Origin of the sequence: Burkholderia sp. BKH01 (assembly GCF_025685725.1) — a bacterium.
Classification (GTDB): domain Bacteria; phylum Pseudomonadota; class Gammaproteobacteria; order Burkholderiales; family Burkholderiaceae; genus Burkholderia; species Burkholderia pyrrocinia_C.
Map to the genome: position 1 here is coordinate 412,144 of NZ_JAOTQT010000003.1, position 18,051 is coordinate 430,194.

The following is an 18,051-nucleotide window of genomic DNA, read 5'->3' on the forward strand; positions in this document are numbered from 1 at the left end:
CACGATGAAGCGCTATACGGTCGGCATCGACCTCGGCACGAGCAATACGGTCGTCGCATACGTCGAGGCAGGCTCCGACGCGATCCGCGTGTTCGACGTCGAGCAACTCGTCGGCCCCGGCGCGGTGGCCGCGCAGCCGCTGCTGCCGTCGGTGCGCTATCACCCGGCGGCCGGTGAGCTCGCGGCGGACGCGTTGAGGTTGCCGTGGCAGGCGGCCGGCGCGCGCGACGCGGCCGCCCGTTCGGGCGGCGGCCGTGACGGCGGGTCAGCCGGTCGTGACAGCGGCGCTGGTGATGCGCTGCCGCCCGTGATCGGCCGCTATGCGCGCACGCTCGGCGCGCAGGTGCCGGGCCGGCTCGTGTCGAGCGCGAAGAGCTGGCTGTCGCACGCATCGGTCGACCGGCTCGCGGCGATCCTGCCGTGGGGCGCGGCCGACGGCGTCGACAAGGTGTCGCCGGTCGACGCGAGCGCGAGTTATCTCGCGCATGTGCGCGACGCGTGGGATGCCCGTTTTCCCGACGCGCCGCTCGCGAAGCAGGACGTGATCCTGACGGTGCCCGCGTCGTTCGACGACGGCGCGCGCGCGTTGACGGTCGAGGCCGCGCGGCGCGCGCGGCTGCCCGCGCTGCGGCTGCTGGAAGAGCCGCAGGCCGCGTTTTATGACTGGTTGTACGGGCAGCGCGAGACGTTGCGCGACACGTTCGCCGACGCGCGGCGCGTGCTGATCTGCGACGTCGGCGGCGGCACAACCGACCTCACGCTCGTCGATGTCGCACCGGGCGACGACGGCGAGCCGACCTTTACGCGCGTCGGCGTCGGCAATCACCTGATGCTCGGCGGCGACAACATGGACCTCGCGCTCGCGCGCCTGGTCGAAACGCGGCTGACCGAGCCCGGCACGCGGCTGTCGGCCGCGAGCCTGTCGCAGCTCGTCGAGCGCTGCCGTGCGGCGAAGGAGCGGCTGCTCGGCGACGATGCGCCGGCGTCCGTCACCGTCACGCTGCTCGGCGCGGGCAGCAAGCTCGTCGGCGGCGCGCGCTCGGCCGAGCTGACACGGCAGGAAGTCGAGCAGATCGTCGTCGACGGTTTTTTTCCGCAGGTCGAGGCCGGCGAACTGCCGCGCCGCGCGCGGGCGGCGATCGTCGAATTCGGGTTGCCGTATGCGAGCGACCCGGCCGTCACGCGGCACGTCGCCGCGTTCCTGAACCGTCACGCGGAAGACCCGCTGCCCGACACGCTGCTGCTCAACGGCGGCGTGTTCCGTGCGGGCGCGCTCGCCGGTCGTCTCGCGCAGACGCTCGGCGCGTGGCGCGGCGCGCCGCTCGACGTGCTGCACAACGCGCATCCGGACGTGGCCGTCGCGCGCGGCGCGGTGGCCTACGGGCTCGCGCGCGCCGGGCATGCACCGCGCATCGGCGGCGGTTCCGCGCGCAGCTATTTCCTCGTACTCGACGACGGTGCCGGCGATGCAGCCGCGCGCGGCGTCTGCCTGCTGCCGCGCGGTGCGGAAGAGGGCCGCGAGATCCGGCTCGAGGATCGTACGTTCGCGCTGCAGCTCGGGCAGCCGGTGCGTTTCCACCTCGTGTCGACGGTGGCCGAGACCGCGTACCGGCCTGGCGATCTCGTCGAACTCGACGGCGGCGATTTCGTGCGGCTGCCGCCGATCGCGACGGTCGTCGAACGGCAGGCCGGCAGCGATGCGCGCGAAACGCCGGTGAAGCTCACCGCGTCGCTGACCGAGGTCGGCACGCTCGAAATGCATTGCATCGCGACCGACGACGCGTCACGCCGATGGCGGCTCGAATTCCAGTTGCGCGGCGACGCGCCGGTACAAGGCGGCGATGATGCGCCCGCGCGGCATCCGCGTCTCGACCAGGCCATCGAGCTGATCGAGCGCTCGTTCGGCAGCAAGGCCGCGGACGTCACGCCGAAGGACACGCGCCGGTTGCGCGCGCAGCTCGAACAGATGCTCGGCGCGCGCGAAGAGTGGGACGTCGCGCTCGCGCGCGAACTGTTCGACGCGTTGCTTGCGCGGGCGCGGCGCCGCCGGCGCTCGGCCGATCACGAACGCGCGTGGCTGAACCTCGCCGGGTATTGCCTGCGTCCCGGCTTCGGCCATCCGCTCGACGTGTGGCGCATCGAGCAGCTGTGGCCGCTGTTCGACGATGGCATTCAATACGTGAACGACGGGCAGGTGTGGTCCGAGTGGTGGACGCTGTGGCGGCGCGTGGCCGGCGGCCTCGACGACGACGCGCAGACGCAGGTGCGCGACGCGATTGCGTTCCTCGAACCGTCCGACGACAAGCGGCGCAAGCTGCCGTTCGATCCGGGCAAGGTCGGCCCGGCCGACATGACGCGGCTGTCCGCTTCGCTCGAACGGTTGCCCGTCGAGCGCAAGGTCGAGCTGGCCGAGCGCCTGATCGCGCAATTGCAGAAGCCGGTCGAGCGTGCGCTGTGTGCATGGGCGCTCGGGCGCATCGGTGCGCGCCGGCCGTTCTACGGCAGCGCGCACAGCGTCGTGCCCGCGGAAGTCGCCAACGGCTGGCTCGACGCGCTGTTCGCGCTCGACTGGAAGCAGGTCGAGCCGGCCGCGTTCGCGGCCGCGCAGATCGCACGGATGACCGGCGACCGTTCGCGCGACCTGCCGGACGATACGCGCGACGCGGTGATCAAGCGTCTGTCGGCCGCGAATGCGTCGGCCGCATGGATCGACATGGTGCGCGAGGCGATCGCCTTCGACGAAGCCGACACGGTGCGCGTGTTCGGCGAAACGCTGCCGGCCGGGTTGAAGCTGCTGGCCGGGTGAGCGGCGCGGCGGGCTCCGGTATCGTTCGGATGCCGGAGCATTCCGCGGTGTTGCCGGTGCGGGCTGACGTTTGCTGATTCAATGCCCCGTCGAACAAGAAAGCGGCTGCCGTTGCATCGCATCGGCAGCCGTTTGCGCTTTGTGAGCCTGCTAGTCAGATCCGCGGCGTCGTCTCGCGTGGCGATGCGGTCGATTCCACGGCGATCGCCCGCCGCGCAAGATGAATCCCCGCGAGCATGCAGCGCACCGACCCGCCGGCCAGTTCGATCGTCGGCACGTCGAGCGGCAGCAGCCGTGCGGAGCGCTCGATCGTCGCACGCTGGTCAGGTGTGAGGCAATCGAACGCACGCCGCGACAGCGCGAGCACACGCCCGTTTCTTCCCGACAATTCCAGCGTATTGCCCGCGAAGTTCGCGATCTGCGACTGATCGAGCGCGATCACCGTGCGACCCGTTTCAGTCAGGCGTTGCGCGATCTCGGCGCGGCGCCGGCTGTCGGCGATCAGGTCGAGGCCGACCATCGCGAACTCCGTCGCGACGCTCATCATCACGTTCGTGTGATAGATCGGGCGCCCGTCGGCATCGGCCGTATCGAAGCAGATCGGTTCGAAATTGAAGTGCGTGCAGAAGCGTTCGAGCGCGACCGGATCGGCACGGCGCGACCGCGCGGTGTACGCGATCCGCGCGACGTGGTCGAGCACCATCGCGCCGGTGCCTTCCAGGAACACGTCGTCGTATTCGAGACCCGAATAGTCGATCACGTCCTGCACGCGATACTCGGCCTTCAGCATCTCGACGATGTCCGCGCGCCGCTCGCGGCGGCGGTTCGGGCTGTGCATCGGATACAGCGCGACGTGGCCGCCCGGATGCGTCGAGAACCAGTTGTTCGGGAACACGGAGTCGGGCGTGTCGCGCTCGCCGCGGTCGTCGAACACGTGCACGCGCACGCCCGCATCGGCGAGCGTCTGCGCGGCGGCCGTGACTTCGTCGCGCGCGGCGGCGGACACCGACGACGTGTCGGTTGAGCCGCCGGCGGCCGTGCGCTGGAACGCGTTGTCGGCCGCTGTCTGCGGGTTCGGGAGGAAGCGGTGCGGCCGGATCATCACGACGGCGGCCGGCGCCTGGATCGATACGAGATTCATCATGGTCTCCGAGAAACTCCGGCCTTCAGGCCAGGGAGGAAAGGGACGGTTTTGACATTGCATCCGTGCTCCTGTTGACGGCCACGTAATCGCCGATGGTAGGGTACGAAGCATGGATATCAAACGCGCCTACCGATTCCGGTTCTACCCGACGCCCGAGCAGGCAGCGACGCTTGCCCGGACGTTTGGATGTGCGCGCTTTGTCTATAACGAGATGCTTCGCCGACGCACGGATGCCTGGCATCAGCGACAGGAACGCATGGGTTATCACGAAACCTCCGCGGCGTTGACGGTGCTCAAGAGGACTGATGGGTACGCGTGGCTGAACGAAGTCAGTTCGGTGCCGGTGCAGCAGGCGTTACGCCATTTGCAGACTGCGTTCGCGCACTTCTTCGCGAAGCGGGCGAAGTACCCGACCTTTCGCAGCAAGCACGGCAAGCAATCTGCCGAATACACCGCCAGTGCTTTCAAGTGGGATGGTTCGGCGCTCAAGCTGGCAAAGATGGCTGAGCCACTTGCGATCCGCTGGTCGCGCACGATCCCGAAATCCGCGAGGGTGACGACGGTCACGGTGTCGAAAGACCCGGCCGGCCGATACCACGTATCGATGCTGTGCGACGATGCTGTGAGCCCGCACCCGGGTGCCGACGGAAAGATCGGCATCGACCTCGGGCTGACACATTTCGCCATCCTTTCGACCGGCGAGAAGATTGCCGCGCCGAATACGTTTCGCAAGAACGAGGTCAAGCTCGCGAAGCTGCAGCGGCGGCTGGCGAAGAAGCAAAAGGGCTCGGCCAACCATCGGAAGGCGAAGCTTAAGGTCGCACGCATGTATGCCAAGACGGCGGATTCACGCAGGGATTTCCTGCACAAACTGTCGTCCCGGTTGATCAACGAAAACCAAGTGATCGCCATTGAAAGTCTGTCCGTTAGCCACATGCGGAAGAATCGAAAGCTCGCGAAGTCGATCAGCGATGCAAGCTGGTCGGAGTTCACCCGACAACTTGAGTACAAAGCGCAGTGGTATGGGCGCAGGCTGATCGGCATCGACCGCTGGTATCCCTCCAGCAAACGATGCAGTGACTGCGGGCATACCGTCGCGAGGATGCCGTTGAAGGTGCGTGCATGGGACTGTCTTGAATGCGGGGCCATCCACGACCGCGATATCAATGCTGCGCGCAATGTTTTGGCCGCCGGGCTGGCGGTGTCAGCCTATGGAGAACGCGTAAGTCCCATGTCTCTTTGAGATGATGTCGGGTTGCATTCTGCGAAGTGGGAATCCGCTTCCTTTAGGGAGAGGAGCAGTCAAGGAAGGCAGGAGCGAAAGGCAGGGAACCGGGCAGTGCACAGGCCGCCCGGCGATGAAGGTCAGCGCGCGAAGGCGGCGACGGCTTCGGTGACGAAGGCCGCGTGACCCTGCGCGATCGCGGCCGGATCGTCGATCAGCGCGAACAGGTTCTTCGGATCGACGGCGGGCGGAATCAGCGCGATCTCGACGCCCGCGTTGTGCTGCTGCGCGAGCGCATACAGGTAGCGCAGCGCCGAGTAATCCTCTAGTGCGAAGCCGACCGAGTCGAACACCGTGACCTCGTCCGCGCGTTCGCGGCCGGTCGCTTCACCCTGCAGCACGCGCCACAGCTCGGTGACGGGGAAGTCGGCCGGCATCTGCTGGATCTCGCCTTCGATGCGCGACTGCGGCTCGAATTCGACGAACACGCGGCCCGCTTGCAGCACGCCCGCTTCGAGTTCGGTCTTGCCGGGGCAATCGCCGCCGACCGCGTTCAGGTGCATGCCGGGCTCGATCATGTCGGCCGTGACGATCGTCGCGTACGCCTTGTCGGCGGTGACGGTCGTCACGATGTCGGCGCCGCGCACGGCGTCGGCGGTCGATGCGGCGCGCACGACGCGCAATTTGGGGTACGCGGCGAGGTTTTGCACGAGCTTGTCGGTCGCGAGCGGATCGACGTCGAACACGCGAATTTCGTCGATGCCGAGCAGCGTGTGGAACGCGATCGCCTGGAATTCGCTCTGCGCGCCGTTGCCGATCAACGCCATCGTATGCGAGTCGGGCCGTGCGAGCGCCTGCGCGGCGAGCACCGACGTGGCGGCCGTGCGCAGCGCGGTCGTCAGCGTGAGTTCGGCGAGCAGCAGCGGGTAGCCGGTATCGACTTCGGCGAGCGCGCCGAATGCCATCACCGTGTGCATCCCGCGCGCCGCGTTGACGGGGTGGCCGTTCACGTACTTGAACGCGAACAGCGACGCGTTCGCGACGGGCATCAGTTCGATCACGCCGTCGCGCGAGTGGCACGCGACGCGCGGCGACTTGTCGAAATCGGCCCACTGCAGGTAATCGGCGCGCAGCGTGTCGACGAGTTCGTGCAGGAACGTCGTGACGCCGGTCCTGGCGATCAGTCGGGCGGTGGCGGGAACGTCGAGGAAGCGAGTCATCGGTCTGTCTCCATTGTCTTTGCCGGTACGGGTGTCCTGGCATTCCGGTCGACCGGGCGGTGCTTAGGCTCGGGCGCGGGCTTGCTGAAAAGCGGCGGCACGGCATATTCGGCCGGTCGATGGAGTCATTATTTCCGGGAGTCGAGCCAACAAAAAGACGGCAAAAGTGGCAGATTTATCGATAGACTTGTCAAGATGACAGCCATATCCAGCAGTTTGCCTGGTTCATGCTGGTCGGAATGCGCAGCCTCCGGCACGCTGGCGGCCGGTTCACGCTCAACAGGAAGGCCCCTTCATGATCACGCTCGACGACGTCGACCGGCAGCTCATCGCGCTGCTGCGCGACAACGCGCGACTGCCCGTCGTCGCGCTGGCGAAGGAATTACGCGTCGCGCGCGCGACCGTGCAGAACCGGCTGACGCGGCTGGAGAAAAACGGCGTGATCGTCGGTTATACGGTGCGGCTCAAGCCGGCGGCCGAACGGCACCGGATCCGCGCGCTGATGTCGATCGCGGTGCAGGGCAACCGCGGCGCGGAGGTGGTGAAGGTGCTGCGCGGGCATCCGAACGTCGCGTCGATCCACAGCACCAACGGCCGCTGGGATCTCGTCGCCGAGCTGCATGCCGATTCGCTCGAGCATTTCGATCGCGTGCTCGGCGCGATCCGGCTGATCGACGGCATCGCGAGTACCGAGACGAGCATTCTGCTGTCGACGCACAAGGCATAACGCGGGCCGGGCCCGCGTCGGGAGGTCGGCATGAATCGACCGCGCGTGACAGGCCGGCGCCTGTCGATTCCCGTCAACCGAACGTGTCGACGCGCGCCCGCCAGTCGCTTCGCGAAAACGACTCCGTCAGAAACTCGACGAACGCACGCACCTTCGGTGGCGTGAGGCGCGCGTGCGTGTAGTACACGTAGATCGTGCCGCCCATCGCCGGATAGCGCGTGAGCACGCGCACGAGCCGGCCTTCGTCGAGATGCGGCAGCACATGATGCGCGCCGAGCCGCGCGAGCCCCATGCCTGCCACGGCCGCATCGCAGATGGCATCGAGATCGGTCAGCACGACGCGTCCGTCGATCGGGACCGTCACCGTTTCGCCATTCACCGTGAACGCCCAGTCGCGCACGCGGCCCGTCGTCGCGGAGCGCAACCGGATGCAATCGTGGCGCGACAGCTCGGCGAGCGTCGCCGGCTCGCCGTGCTTCGCCAGATACGCGGGGGATGCGACCGTCAGCAACCGGATCGGCACCAGCTCGCGCGCGACGACGTTTGCGTCGTCCTCGACGCCCGAGCCGATCGCGGCGTCGAAGCCTTCCTTCACCAGATCGACGTGGCGGTTCTCGAGGCTCCAGTCGAGCCGGAGATCCGGAAAGCGTTCGAGAAACGCCGGCATCAGCGGCAACACGTACTGGCGCCCGAACCCCGGCGCGATGCTGATGCGCAGCGTGCCGGCGGGGCGCGCGTCGCGCTCGGTCAGTGTCGCCATCGCCTGGCTCAGCGCGTTGGCCGCCGTCGACGTTTCGGCGTACAGCCTTTCGCCGGCCTCCGTCAGCGTGAGGCTGCGCGTCGTGCGGCGGAACAGCCGCGTGCCGAGGCTGCGCTCCAGTTTCGCGACATGCTTGCTGACGGCCGCCGGCGTGACGCCCAGCCGGCTGGCCGCCGCGGAGAAGCTGCCGGCTTCCACGGTCCGGAGAAAGCTTTCCAGTACACGCAGATCGTTCATGGCGATTCGATCGAAATCGTTGAAATTAATTCGACATATTATGGCCTATTCGGCATGAATGGGCGCGGCTAGGATGATGTCCGTCGGGTCGTGTTCCGCGAACGGGCGGCGCATGTTCAGCTACCCGTGACGAACGCGAACGGGCGCGGAGTTGCTTGCGCGCCGGCACGGCGGCAATGGCGGTTTCGCATGTCGAGGCGGTCGTCGCGGTCCGGCAATACGGCGCGAATTCCATTTGCGATCAGGAGATACATCATGTCCCACACCATTCTCGTGACCGGCGCGACCGGGAACATCGGGCGCGAACTCGTCACGCAACTGAAGGCGGCCGGCGCGCATGTGATCGCCAGCTCGAACAGCGGCAGGGCGGTCGAAGGCGTCGAAACGCGTCGCGCGGATCTCGCCGACGCCGCGAGCCTGGCGCATGCGTTCCAGGGCATCGACACGCTGTTCCTGTTGCTGCCGCTGCAGGCCGACATGGTGACGCTGGCCGGCAATGCGGTCGCGGCGGCCAGGGCGGCCGGGGTCACGCATATCGTCCGCTCGTCGGGCGCGGGTGCCGATGCCGCGTCGCCGGTCGCGATCGGGCGCGTGCAAGGCGAGATCGACCGGCTCGTGATGGAGTCGGGCATCGCATACACGATCACGCGGCCCAACTGCTTCATGCAGAACTTCGTGACGTTCTACGCGGACATGATTCGCGGGGGCGCGCTGTATCTGCCGCAGGGCGACGGGAAGGTGTCGTTCGTCGACGTGCGCGACATCGCCGCCGTCAATGCGACGATCCTGCGGCACCCGGCCGATCATGCCGGCCGGATCTACGAGCTGACGGGCGGCGAAGCACTGTCGAACGCCGATGTGGTCGCACGGATCGGTACGGTGCTCGGGCGCAAGGTCGAGTATGTGCCGGTGACGGACGATGCGGCGATCGCGTCGATGCGCGCCGCAGGTGCCGACGCGTGGTCGATCGATGTGCTGATGAGCCTGAACCGGATAATCGCGGCCGGCCACGCGGCGGCCGTCAGCGCCGACGTGCAGGCGCTGCTCGGCCGGGCGCCGATCGCGTTCGAGCGGTTCGTTGCGGATTACGCCGGAAGCTGGCGCTGAGCGGAGGCGACGCCGCGCAGGTGCGGCGGCCTCCGCGGCGGTACGCACGATGCACGTCGGGGGCGCGCGTTCGGCGGCGGCGACGCATGGCGCGATCGACGAGCGCGTGCGCGATGCTTATCTGGGCGGGGAGGCGGTGGCAGTGTAGTTGGCGTGGCTCAACGGTGACCGACACATGATGACCTGCGGCTCATGAGTTGAAGCAAGTGCCCGATCGACCGTGAGCCGGGTTTCACCGGCCTATGCCTGCCTGGCGCCCATCCCCGCCGCCCGCGGAAACGTCAGCACCACCGCGAACCCGCCCGCGTCGGGAAACGCGAACCCGACGCGCCCGCCGTGCGCCTTCATCACTTCCTGCACGATCGCGAGCCCGAGGCCCGACCCGGTCCGCCGCTCGCTGCCGTCCGGCGCGATTCTCACGAACGGCTGCAAGGCGGCGTCCCAGTGCTCGCGCGGAATTCCGCGGCCGTTGTCGGTGACGGTCAGCATGACCGCGCCGTCGACGTTGCCCGCGGTCGCGACGGATACGACGATGTCGTCCGCATGACCGTGCAGCAACGCGTTGTGCAGCACGTTCGACAGCGCTTCCTGCAGGCTGATCGCATCGCCGTCGATCCACGCGAGCGGCGCGTCGCTCGCGAACGCAACGGCCACGTCGCGCTCGCCCGCGAGCGGAATCGCGCGGCCGAGCACGTCCTTCGCGAGCGCGACGAGTTCGACCGGTTGCAGCGGCACGGCTTCGGTGCGATGGATCACCATCGCGTGATTGAGCAGCTGGCCGGTCAGGCGGCCGACATCCGCAGAAGTCGCGCGCAGCGCGTCGAGGCGTGCCGCGTGGCGCGCGGGATCGGCTTCGCCGTCGAGCAGTTCGATCTGCGCGTCGAGCCGCGCGAGCGGCGTGCGCATCTGGTGCGCGGCATCGGCGATGAAGCGCTGCATCGCGTTGATGCGTTCGGCCAGGCGGCGTATCAACCCGTTGATCGACCCGATGATCGCGTCGATTTCGCTTGGCGTGTCGACGGCCACCGGCCGCAGGTCGGCCGGGTCGCGTGCGGCGATGATCGTGCCGATCTGCGCGAGCGGGCGCAGGCCGCGCCGGATCGCGAGGCCGCTCGCGCCGATCGCGAGCACGCTCATCAGCAGGATCAGCGTCCACACCTTGATGCTCATGTCGTTCGCGAGCTGCTGGCGCGCGTTGGTGGTTTGCGCAACGGTCACGAGCGCCCAGCCCGGCGTGCTTTCCTCGGGCATGTAGCGCGCGATGGTCGCGGTGCGGATCCGGTGCCCCTGGTAGACGGCGTTCGCGAACGCGGGGCCCTGTTTCGCGGCGGCGAGCGTCGCGGGGCTCGCGAGATCGTTGTAGCCGGCCACGACGACGCCGCGCGAATCGACGACCTTGTAGTAGACGAGGTCGTAGCGCGACAGCGTCGACAGCGCGGCCACCGGCGGATTCAGCGCGAGCACGCCGCCCTGCACGTAGAGGTTCTCCGCGACCTGGATCGACGCGCCGGCGAGCAACTGGTCGTACGCGCGTTCGGCCGCGACGCCCGCGTAGTAGCGCGCGATCGCCGCGAGCGCGAGTGCGCCGGTCGCGACGACGAGCGCGATGAAGAGCAGCGTGCGTCCGAACAGCGTCTTCGGGAACCAGTTATTGCGCGGCAATCTGATACCCCATCCCGCGCGCGGTGCGGATCTCGACCGAGCTGCCCTGCAGCTTCCTGCGCACGCGCGTCACATACTGCTCGACCGCGTTCGCGGTCGGCTCGTTGCCGAAGCTGAACAGCTGGTTCAGCAATTCTTCCTTCGAGAAGATACGCTGCGGGCGGCTCGCGAGGATTTCGAGCAGCGCGAACTCCTGGCGCGACAGCGACAGCGGCTGGCCGTCGAGTTCGGCCAGGCGGCTGCTGCGATCGATCACGAGGCCGCCGAGCGTCAGCACGTCGTTCGCGTGGCCGCTGTTGCGGCGCAGGAGCGCCTGCACGCGCGCATCGAGCTCGCGGTAGTCGAACGGCTTCACCAGATAGTCGTCGGCGCCGAGGCCGAGGCCGCTCACGCGGTCGTCGATCGCCGAGCGCGCGGTGACGAGCAGTACGGGCGTCGTGCTGCGCGACGCGCGCAGGTTGCGCAGCACCGAGAAACCGTCCATGCCGGGCAGGTTCGCGTCGAGCACGACGAGATCGAAACGCTCGACGCGCAGCAGCCCGTTCGCGGTCGCGCCGTCGGTTTCGAGATCGACCGCGTGGCCGAGCCGCGCCAGGCGGCTGCGGATCGCCGCGCCGATTTCGGCATCGTCCTCCACGACGAGAATGCGCATGGTGCCGTTTTGCAGGTGGGTGGATTAGGGGTTTTCCCGGGGCCGGGATGTCAGCATTTTCTCAGACTCGGTCGATAACCTGTGTCGAGCCGGAAGAAGCACGCAAGGACGGCATTAATACCAGAAATATTCAAGGAGACGGCAACATGCAGCAAGTCACGGGCACGACGCACGCGCGGCGCAGCGCGCCGCCGGCCCTCGCGTGGCCGTCTGCCGCCCGTCGCATGGCGGCACGCGCATGACGACGTCGCCGCGCCGCCGCGCATTGATCGCCGCCGGGCTCGGCGTGCTCGCCGCGCCGTCGCTCGTGCGCGCGAAGCCGCGCACGGTGCGGATCTCGAAAGGCTACGGCGTGCTGTACCTGCCGCTGCTCGTGATGGAGAAGCAGCGGTTGTTCGAGCGGCACGCGGCGCGGCACGGCGTGCGCGACGTCGCGGTCGACTGGGTGCTGCTCGACGGCGGCAATTCCGTCAACGACGCGATGATGGCCGGCACGCTCGATTTCGCGGGCGCCGGCGCGCCGGGCTTCATCGAGCTGTGGGCGCGGGCGCGCGGCATTCCGAATGTCGAGGTGATCGGCATCAGCGGACTGTCTACCACGTCGCTGTCGCTGAACGCGAATCGGCCGGGCCTCGCATCGCTGCGCGACTTCACGCCGTCCGACCGCATCGCGGTGCCCGGCATCCGCACGTCGCTGTCGGCCGTCGTGCTGCAGATGGTCGCGAGCCGGCAACTCGGTCCGAAGCATTTCGCGCAGCTCGATTCGATCACCGTGAACCTGCCGCATCCGCAGGCGATGCAGGCGCTGATCCGCCGCGAGAACGGCGTCACCGCGCACTTCACGTCGCCGCCGTTCTCGACGCTCGAGTTGCGGCAGCCGGGCATCCACCGTGTCGTGAGCTCGGTCGACGTGCTCGGCCCGATGACGCTCGACGTCGTGTTCGCACCGAAGCGGCTCGTCGATACGGAGCCCGCGCTGGCCGCGGCGTTCCTCGGCGCGCTCGACGAAGCGAACCGCCTGATCGCGCAGGACCCGCGCGCGGCGGCCGCGCTTTATGCGTCGTCGTCGGGCGTCGGCGTGTCGCACGACGACGTGATGCGGATGCTCGCCGCGCCCGACACGCGCTTCTCGGTGCGACCGAACCAGTTGATGGACTACGTCGAATTCCTGTACCTGGCCGGCACGATCAAGGCGAAGCCGCGCGCGTGGCACGAGATGTTCGCGCCGATGCTCGACGACTACCGGTCGGGTTGAGCGCCGCCGACGGCCGACAGGCGACATTCACCGAAACACCCCCGCGCCCGCGCGTTCGTTGCGCGCGGCGCCGAACCAACCGACACGCAACCGATTCACGCAAGGAGCCCGTAGTGAACGCTACCGAAATCCTGGACCCCGCGTCCGCCGAAGAACAACGCATCATGTCGAAGGTGGCGCGGCGCCTGCTGCCCATCCTCGTCGTGATGTTCCTGATCGCGTTCATCGACCGGCAGAACGTCGGCTTCGCGAAACTGCAGATGGTGCACAGCCTCGGGATGACGGAGGCCGCATTCGGGCTCGCGTCGTCGCTGTTCTTCATCGGCTACCTGCTGTTCGAGGTGCCGAGCACGCTCGCGCTGCATCGTTACGGCGCACGCGTATGGCTCGCGCGGATCATGCTGACGTGGGGCCTCATCACCGTGCTGATGGGCTTCACGACGTCGATGCCCGCGTTCTGCTCGCTGCGCTTCCTGCTCGGCATCGCCGAGGCCGGCTTCTATCCGGGCGTGATCTACTACCTGACGCTGTGGTTTCCGCAAAGCTACCGCGCGAAGGTGCTCGGCATCTTCACGCTCGGCAGCGCGCTCGCGAACATGCTCGGCTCGCTGGTCGGCGGCGTGCTGCTGAGCCTGAACGGCGTGTGGGGGCTGGCGGGTTGGCAGTGGGTGTTCATTGCAACCGGCATTCCGGCCGTGATCGTCGCGATCGTCGTGTTCCGCGTGCTGCCCGCGTCGTTCCGCGAGGCGCCGTTCCTCGACGAGCGCGAGAAGCAGATCGTCGCGGCCGCGCTGGAGCGCGAAAAACCCGCGCAGGCCGAGCACGGTCAGCCGTGGAAGGCGCTGCTCGATCCGCGCGTGATGCTGTTCGCGGCGACCTACATGCTGATGTCGACGTCGCTGTACGGCGTCACGTACTGGCTGCCGACGCTCGTGAAATCGTTCGGCGTGTCGAGCAGTACGAACGGTTTCCTGAGCATGCTGCCGTGGGCGCTCGCGGTGCTGCTGCTGCTGTGGCTGCCGGCGAAGCTGCGCCGCGCGAAGAGCATCCTGCGCACGATCGCGATCGTCGCGGCGCTCGGCGCGCTCGGCTTCCTGCTGAGCCTCGTGCTGCCGTCGACGCCGCTGCGCTTCATCGCGCTCGTGCTCGGCGGCGCATGCATCCCGCTGCTGTATCCGTGCTTCTGGTCGATGCCGCCGCGTTATTTCACCGGTGCGCGGGCGGCGGCGAGCGTCGCGGCGATCAATTCGATCGGCAACCTCGGCGGCTTCTTCAGCCAGAACCTGATGCCGTTCGCGGGCAAGGTGACGGGCACCGCGTTCGGGCCGATGATCGTGCCGATCGTGTGCCTCGCGCTGCTCGGGATCGGCGCGCTGGTCGCGTGGACGCGGTCGGAGCGGGGGATGGTGGCGGCGCGGGTGTGACGGCGAGCGGCGTCACCGCATCGTCACCCGGTTCCCGACGACCTTGAAGTTGGTCGATACGTGCGCGTTGTTCGACAGCAGGTACCTGATCGCGCCGATGCTCGGCGCGGTCGTCGAAAAGCGGTCGCCGCCGTCGAACATGAAGTCCCACGTGACGATGCCGCGGCTGTATTCGGGCAGGTCCACGCGGATCTCCTTCAGCGACGCGAGCGGATACGCGCGCTCGTGCCAGTCGAACAGGTGCCGCACGTAGAGGTGATCCGACGTCACGATTTCGTAGCGCCGCAGGAACGGCGTCGCGACGACGAGGAGCACCGCGGTGAGGATCAGCAGCGAGCGGGCCGCGCGCAGCAGAACGGCCCGCGATGCACGACCACGCGGCTTGGTGCGATAGCGCTTGCGCGTGGATGGCACGATCATCAGCACCCCGAACCACAAAATGATCGCGATGAACCCGAGCGGCGCATTAATGAACGGCACCGAAAAGGCGCCGGCGAAGCTGGTCGGAAAATCCATGAGCCGTGCGGTCGACACGAATCCGAGCCCGATATAGCTGCCGGCCGGATGCGGGATGAACAGGGCCGTCGTCAATGTTTGCAGTGCAATCAGGACGGGCCAGCACAGCACCGATACCGCAAGCCAGCCGGCCGCGACGGCGCAGAAGCCGAGTACGTAGGTGAGGATCGTTTTCATCGTGTCGATTGGGGGAGGTGCGTTCGCCCGGCGCGTTGGCATATGACGGATGCGGGGCGGTGATGGCGAGGAATTGTAGCGTCGTGCCGAGGTTCGCGCGGGCAATGCCGAGCGGGGCGGCGGGTAATCGCATGGCCGCGCAGCAAATGCATCGTAGCCGGCAGGCGGACGCATCGCGCATCATGTCGATGCGTTACCATGCGTTGTCGATGTGGCGTATGGAGCGTGCAATGAAAATGACGACGATGACTGTATTTCGCGACGGTATTGCGCGCCGGCGCCTGCAGCGCGAGTTTGTCGCGCGTGGCCTTGCATCGCGCGACGATGCGCGGCGTACCGGCGAATACGTCGATGCTGCGGACTTCCAGGCCGAACTCGAGCGCATGCTGAAAGCGGCACGGGCGACAAAAGCGGTCGAGTAAGCCATCGGGACGGCGATACGTGCATCGCGGACGCAACTCACGATCCTCGCCGTCCGGCATCAACGAGAAGACGACTATCAGTGAACGCGTAGGCGACGCGGCGCAACCGCATTCCGCCGCCTACCCGAGCGACACCCCATCTCCGCCATGCGCAACCGTCACAGGCTCATGCGACAGCGGAATCTCCACCTCGACCGTCGTACCTTCGCCGAGCCTCGTCGCGATTCGCAGCGTGCCGCCGACCAGATACGCACGCTCGCGCAAGCCGACCAGCCCGAACGAGCTCGACTTGCGCGGCGCACCGGGATCGAATCCCGTGCCGTCGTCGCAAATCGTCAGCGCGATCGCCTCGTCCCGGTGCACGAGGTCCACGTCCGCATGCGACGCGGCCGCGTGCCGCGCGACGTTCGCGAGCGCTTCCTGAGCGATGCGGAACACGGCCGTCGCGTACGGTTCGTCGAGTTGCAGTTCGGGCGGTTCGACGTGCAGCGTGCACGCGATCCCGTGACGGTGCCGGAAATCCTCCACGAGCCATTGCATCGCCGCGGCGAAGCCGAGATCGTCGAGCATCAGCGGTCGCAGGTCCGACGCGATGCGCCGCGTCGCGGCGACCGCGCCGCGCGCCATCGTGTGCATTGCCGCAATCTTGCGCGCCAGCAGCGCGTCGTCCTGCGGCACGTGGTCGATCAGCCATTCGAGATCGTTCGTCAGCGTTGCGAGCAGCTGCGCGAGTTCGTCGTGCAACTCGCGCGCGATGCGACGCTGCTCGGCTTCGCGCGCGGTCGCGCTGATCGCGGCGATCTCGCGCAGATCCTCGCGTGACGCCTGCAGCGCACGCTCCGCACGCACGCGCTCCTCGACTTCGCGCCGCAAGTCGCGGTTCGATGCGCTCAGTTGCTCGGTGCGCGCGGCGACGCGCTGTTCGAGCCGTTCGTTCGCCTCGTTCAACTGCGCGCTCTTCTGCACGATGAGCAGATGCTGGTGGCGCTCGCCGGCCAGCGCGCGCACCGTCTGCGCATGCAATCGGCCGTTCTCGAACAGCATCGCGAACAGCACGACGCCGGACGCGACGAGGCCGTACGCGCGGCCCGCGTAGAAGCCGAGATCGTAGCGCCCGTGATTGAGCATCGACGACAGCGCGATGTCGAACAGCCACGCGACGAGCACGGTCATCACCCACAGGTCGAGCACGGAATGGCGGCGCCGCTGCCGCCACATCAGCATCAGCGCAACCAGGTTCAGCCCCCAGACGACCGTGATCGCGTTCTTCATGTTCGCGGCCATCCGGTTGCCGTGCATGATGCGCGGCAGCAGGTCGTGGCCGGCGGTCGCGAGCACCGCGAGCGCGGCCGTCGCGCTGACCGCCGCGGCGATGCAGAGCACCACCGGAATCGCCGCGCGGCGCTGCGGGGCCGGGATCGGGCGCGCGCGCGACGCCGCGCGCAGCAGCGCGTACACGGCGACCGCGAGCGGAAAGCCGCCGTGCCAGAACAGGTACAGCCAGGCCGTGGTCTGTTCGCCGGCGCCGAGCAGGCCCGTCGGCGTGAACAGCCCCGGGAAGGTCAGCATGTGCGTGCCGGCCATGAAGGCCGTGAACAGGTAGCCGCCCGCGAGCGCGAGCAGCGATTTCTCGCGCAGGATCGCGTACTGGCCGAGCAGGAGGCCGGCCGTCACCATGTCGTTGACGACGATCGCCGACTGGTACACGGGGATGAACGCCCAGCCCTGCGCGAGCGGCATGCCCGCGAACGGCGCGAGCGCGGCGAAGATCGCGGCCGACACGAGCACGGTCGCGATCGCGAGCCGCCGTTCGGGCCGGCCCGGCGGCAGCGACGACATGAACAGGCGCGACGTGTCCGGATCGTCGTCGTCCGTGGGGGCGGGCGGTAAGTGGAGGGCGGTCGTCATGCGTCGTCGAAGCCGGGGTCGAGATCGTGGCGCATCGCGTAGCGGACCAGCGCGGCTTCGTGCGGCAGTTCCATCTTCTCGAGGATCCGCGTCTTGTACGTGCTGACCGTCTTCGCGCTCAGCGCGAGTTCGGACGCGATCTGCGTGACGGTCTGGCCCGCGACGATGCGGTGCATCACGTCGAGCTCGCGCGCGGACAGCCGTTCGTGCGGCAGCATCTGGGCCGGCGTGCGCAGCGTGCGCGCGAGGCTTTCGGCCGCCGACGGGCTCACGTAGACGCCGCCCGCCGCGACCTTGCCGACGGCGTCGACGAGCTCGGCGGTCGCGCTGTCCTTCGTCAGGTAGCCGGTTGCGCCGGCCTTGAACGCGCGCGCCGCATACTGCGCCTCCGCGTGCATCGTCAGCACGAGCGTGCGCAGCGACGGCGCGTGGCTCTTGATCATCCGGATCAGCTCGATGCCGGTCGGTGCGGGCATCGACAGGTCGAGCAGCAGCACGTCGGCGGCGCCGCGCTCGGCCAGCGCGAGCGTGGTCGAGCCGTCGCTCGCCTCGCCGACGATTTCGAAACCGCCGGCCGTCTCCAGGATGTGACGCAGTCCGTCCCGCATGACTGCGTGATCGTCAGCCAGAATTACCCTGATCATCGAGCGACCCTCTTCGGGATGACGCCGCGGGCCCTGCCGTCCGGTTGCCGCCGCGACTGTTCTTCCGATCAATATATTCCGCCCAATCCCAAAACGGTACACATCCGGGAAATTTTCGAGATATCCGACCCCGGAATGTGTACCGAACCGAAGTAATCGACGGGA

General features: G+C 68.0%; 16 protein-coding genes. 7 read left to right on the forward strand and 9 right to left on the reverse strand.

The features are described 5' to 3' along the window. Positions 1 to 4 precede the first annotated feature (4 nt). Entirely contained in the window at positions 5 to 2,806 is a 2,802-nt protein-coding gene (locus tag OEJ37_RS07510; RefSeq protein WP_263343789.1) for an Hsp70 family protein, read from the forward strand. Between the two features lie 154 nt (positions 2,807 to 2,960). Here the strand turns inward: OEJ37_RS07510 and ctlX are convergent, their stop codons facing one another. Further along, on the reverse strand, positions 2,961 to 3,947 hold the full coding sequence (ctlX, locus tag OEJ37_RS07515; protein ID WP_263343867.1) for a citrulline utilization hydrolase CtlX: 987 nt from the start codon (positions 3,945 to 3,947) through the stop codon (positions 2,961 to 2,963). 112 nt (positions 3,948 to 4,059) lie between these two features. Between ctlX and OEJ37_RS07520 the strand changes: the two genes are divergently transcribed. Continuing rightward, complete coding sequence (locus tag OEJ37_RS07520) at positions 4,060 to 5,193, forward strand: RNA-guided endonuclease InsQ/TnpB family protein (RefSeq protein WP_263343790.1); 1,134 nt, start codon at positions 4,060 to 4,062, stop codon at positions 5,191 to 5,193. 122 nt (positions 5,194 to 5,315) lie between these two features. Here the strand turns inward: OEJ37_RS07520 and OEJ37_RS07525 are convergent, their stop codons facing one another. Next, the gene (locus tag OEJ37_RS07525; protein ID WP_174422021.1) at positions 5,316 to 6,395 is read right to left on the reverse strand and encodes an ornithine cyclodeaminase; all 1,080 of its coding nucleotides are present in this window, start codon (positions 6,393 to 6,395) and stop codon (positions 5,316 to 5,318) included. A gap of 295 nt (positions 6,396 to 6,690) precedes the next feature. Here OEJ37_RS07525 and OEJ37_RS07530 point away from each other — a divergent pair, with 295 nt between their 5' ends. Next, positions 6,691 to 7,122: an Lrp/AsnC family transcriptional regulator gene (locus OEJ37_RS07530; protein WP_006753967.1), complete on the forward strand. Its 432-nt coding sequence runs from the start codon at positions 6,691 to 6,693 to the stop codon at positions 7,120 to 7,122. A 73-nt stretch (positions 7,123 to 7,195) separates the two neighbouring features. Here the strand turns inward: OEJ37_RS07530 and OEJ37_RS07535 are convergent, their stop codons facing one another. Next, positions 7,196 to 8,119, reverse strand: coding sequence for a LysR family transcriptional regulator (locus OEJ37_RS07535; RefSeq protein WP_263343794.1), 924 nt, complete (start codon positions 8,117 to 8,119; stop codon positions 7,196 to 7,198). Positions 8,120 to 8,235: 116 nt separating this feature from the next. Next, the gene (locus tag OEJ37_RS07540; RefSeq protein ID WP_263343796.1) at positions 8,236 to 8,376 is read right to left on the reverse strand and encodes a hypothetical protein; all 141 of its coding nucleotides are present in this window, start codon (positions 8,374 to 8,376) and stop codon (positions 8,236 to 8,238) included. On the opposite strand from OEJ37_RS07540, the gene OEJ37_RS07545 reads away from it, so the two are divergent. Next, on the forward strand, positions 8,375 to 9,226 hold the full coding sequence (locus OEJ37_RS07545) for an NmrA family NAD(P)-binding protein (RefSeq protein ID WP_263343797.1): 852 nt from the start codon (positions 8,375 to 8,377) through the stop codon (positions 9,224 to 9,226). The two genes, OEJ37_RS07540 and OEJ37_RS07545, sit on opposite strands and share 2 nt — an antisense overlap. Before the next feature lie 240 nt (positions 9,227 to 9,466). Here OEJ37_RS07545 and OEJ37_RS07550 read toward each other — a convergent pair whose 3' ends face one another. Together OEJ37_RS07550 and OEJ37_RS07555 are read right to left on the reverse strand one after the other, a co-directional pair. After that, complete coding sequence (locus OEJ37_RS07550) at positions 9,467 to 10,888, reverse strand: sensor histidine kinase (protein WP_263343798.1); 1,422 nt, start codon at positions 10,886 to 10,888, stop codon at positions 9,467 to 9,469. Then, positions 10,875 to 11,540: a response regulator transcription factor gene (locus OEJ37_RS07555; RefSeq protein WP_263343800.1), complete on the reverse strand. Its 666-nt coding sequence runs from the start codon at positions 11,538 to 11,540 to the stop codon at positions 10,875 to 10,877. The genes OEJ37_RS07550 and OEJ37_RS07555 overlap by 14 nt, the downstream gene beginning before the upstream one ends. 238 nt (positions 11,541 to 11,778) lie before the next feature. Between OEJ37_RS07555 and OEJ37_RS07560 the strand changes: the two genes are divergently transcribed. Both OEJ37_RS07560 and OEJ37_RS07565 read left to right on the forward strand, forming a co-directional pair. After that, positions 11,779 to 12,795, forward strand: a complete 1,017-nt coding sequence (locus OEJ37_RS07560) for an ABC transporter substrate-binding protein (protein WP_175943593.1) — start codon at positions 11,779 to 11,781, stop codon at positions 12,793 to 12,795. A gap of 113 nt (positions 12,796 to 12,908) precedes the next feature. Continuing rightward, entirely contained in the window at positions 12,909 to 14,219 is a 1,311-nt protein-coding gene (locus tag OEJ37_RS07565; RefSeq protein ID WP_263343801.1) for an MFS transporter, read from the forward strand. 12 nt (positions 14,220 to 14,231) lie between these two features. On the opposite strand, the gene OEJ37_RS07570 is transcribed toward OEJ37_RS07565, so the two are convergent. Then, entirely contained in the window at positions 14,232 to 14,912 is a 681-nt protein-coding gene (locus OEJ37_RS07570; protein ID WP_263343802.1) for a hypothetical protein, read from the reverse strand. A gap of 131 nt (positions 14,913 to 15,043) precedes the next feature. Here OEJ37_RS07570 and OEJ37_RS07575 point away from each other — a divergent pair, with 131 nt between their 5' ends. Continuing rightward, positions 15,044 to 15,334 (forward strand): prevent-host-death protein, encoded by a 291-nt coding sequence (locus OEJ37_RS07575; protein ID WP_317891523.1) that lies wholly within the window; start codon positions 15,044 to 15,046, stop codon positions 15,332 to 15,334. Between the two features lie 120 nt (positions 15,335 to 15,454). Here the strand turns inward: OEJ37_RS07575 and OEJ37_RS07580 are convergent, their stop codons facing one another. Both OEJ37_RS07580 and OEJ37_RS07585 read right to left on the reverse strand, forming a co-directional pair. After that, a complete protein-coding gene (locus tag OEJ37_RS07580) occupies positions 15,455 to 17,242 on the reverse strand; it encodes a sensor histidine kinase (RefSeq protein WP_263343803.1) in 1,788 nt (595 codons plus the stop codon). Then, positions 17,239 to 17,886 (reverse strand): response regulator transcription factor, encoded by a 648-nt coding sequence (locus OEJ37_RS07585; protein WP_174422029.1) that lies wholly within the window; start codon positions 17,884 to 17,886, stop codon positions 17,239 to 17,241. Before OEJ37_RS07585 ends, OEJ37_RS07580 begins: the two co-directional genes overlap by 4 nt. Positions 17,887 to 18,051 lie beyond the last annotated feature (165 nt).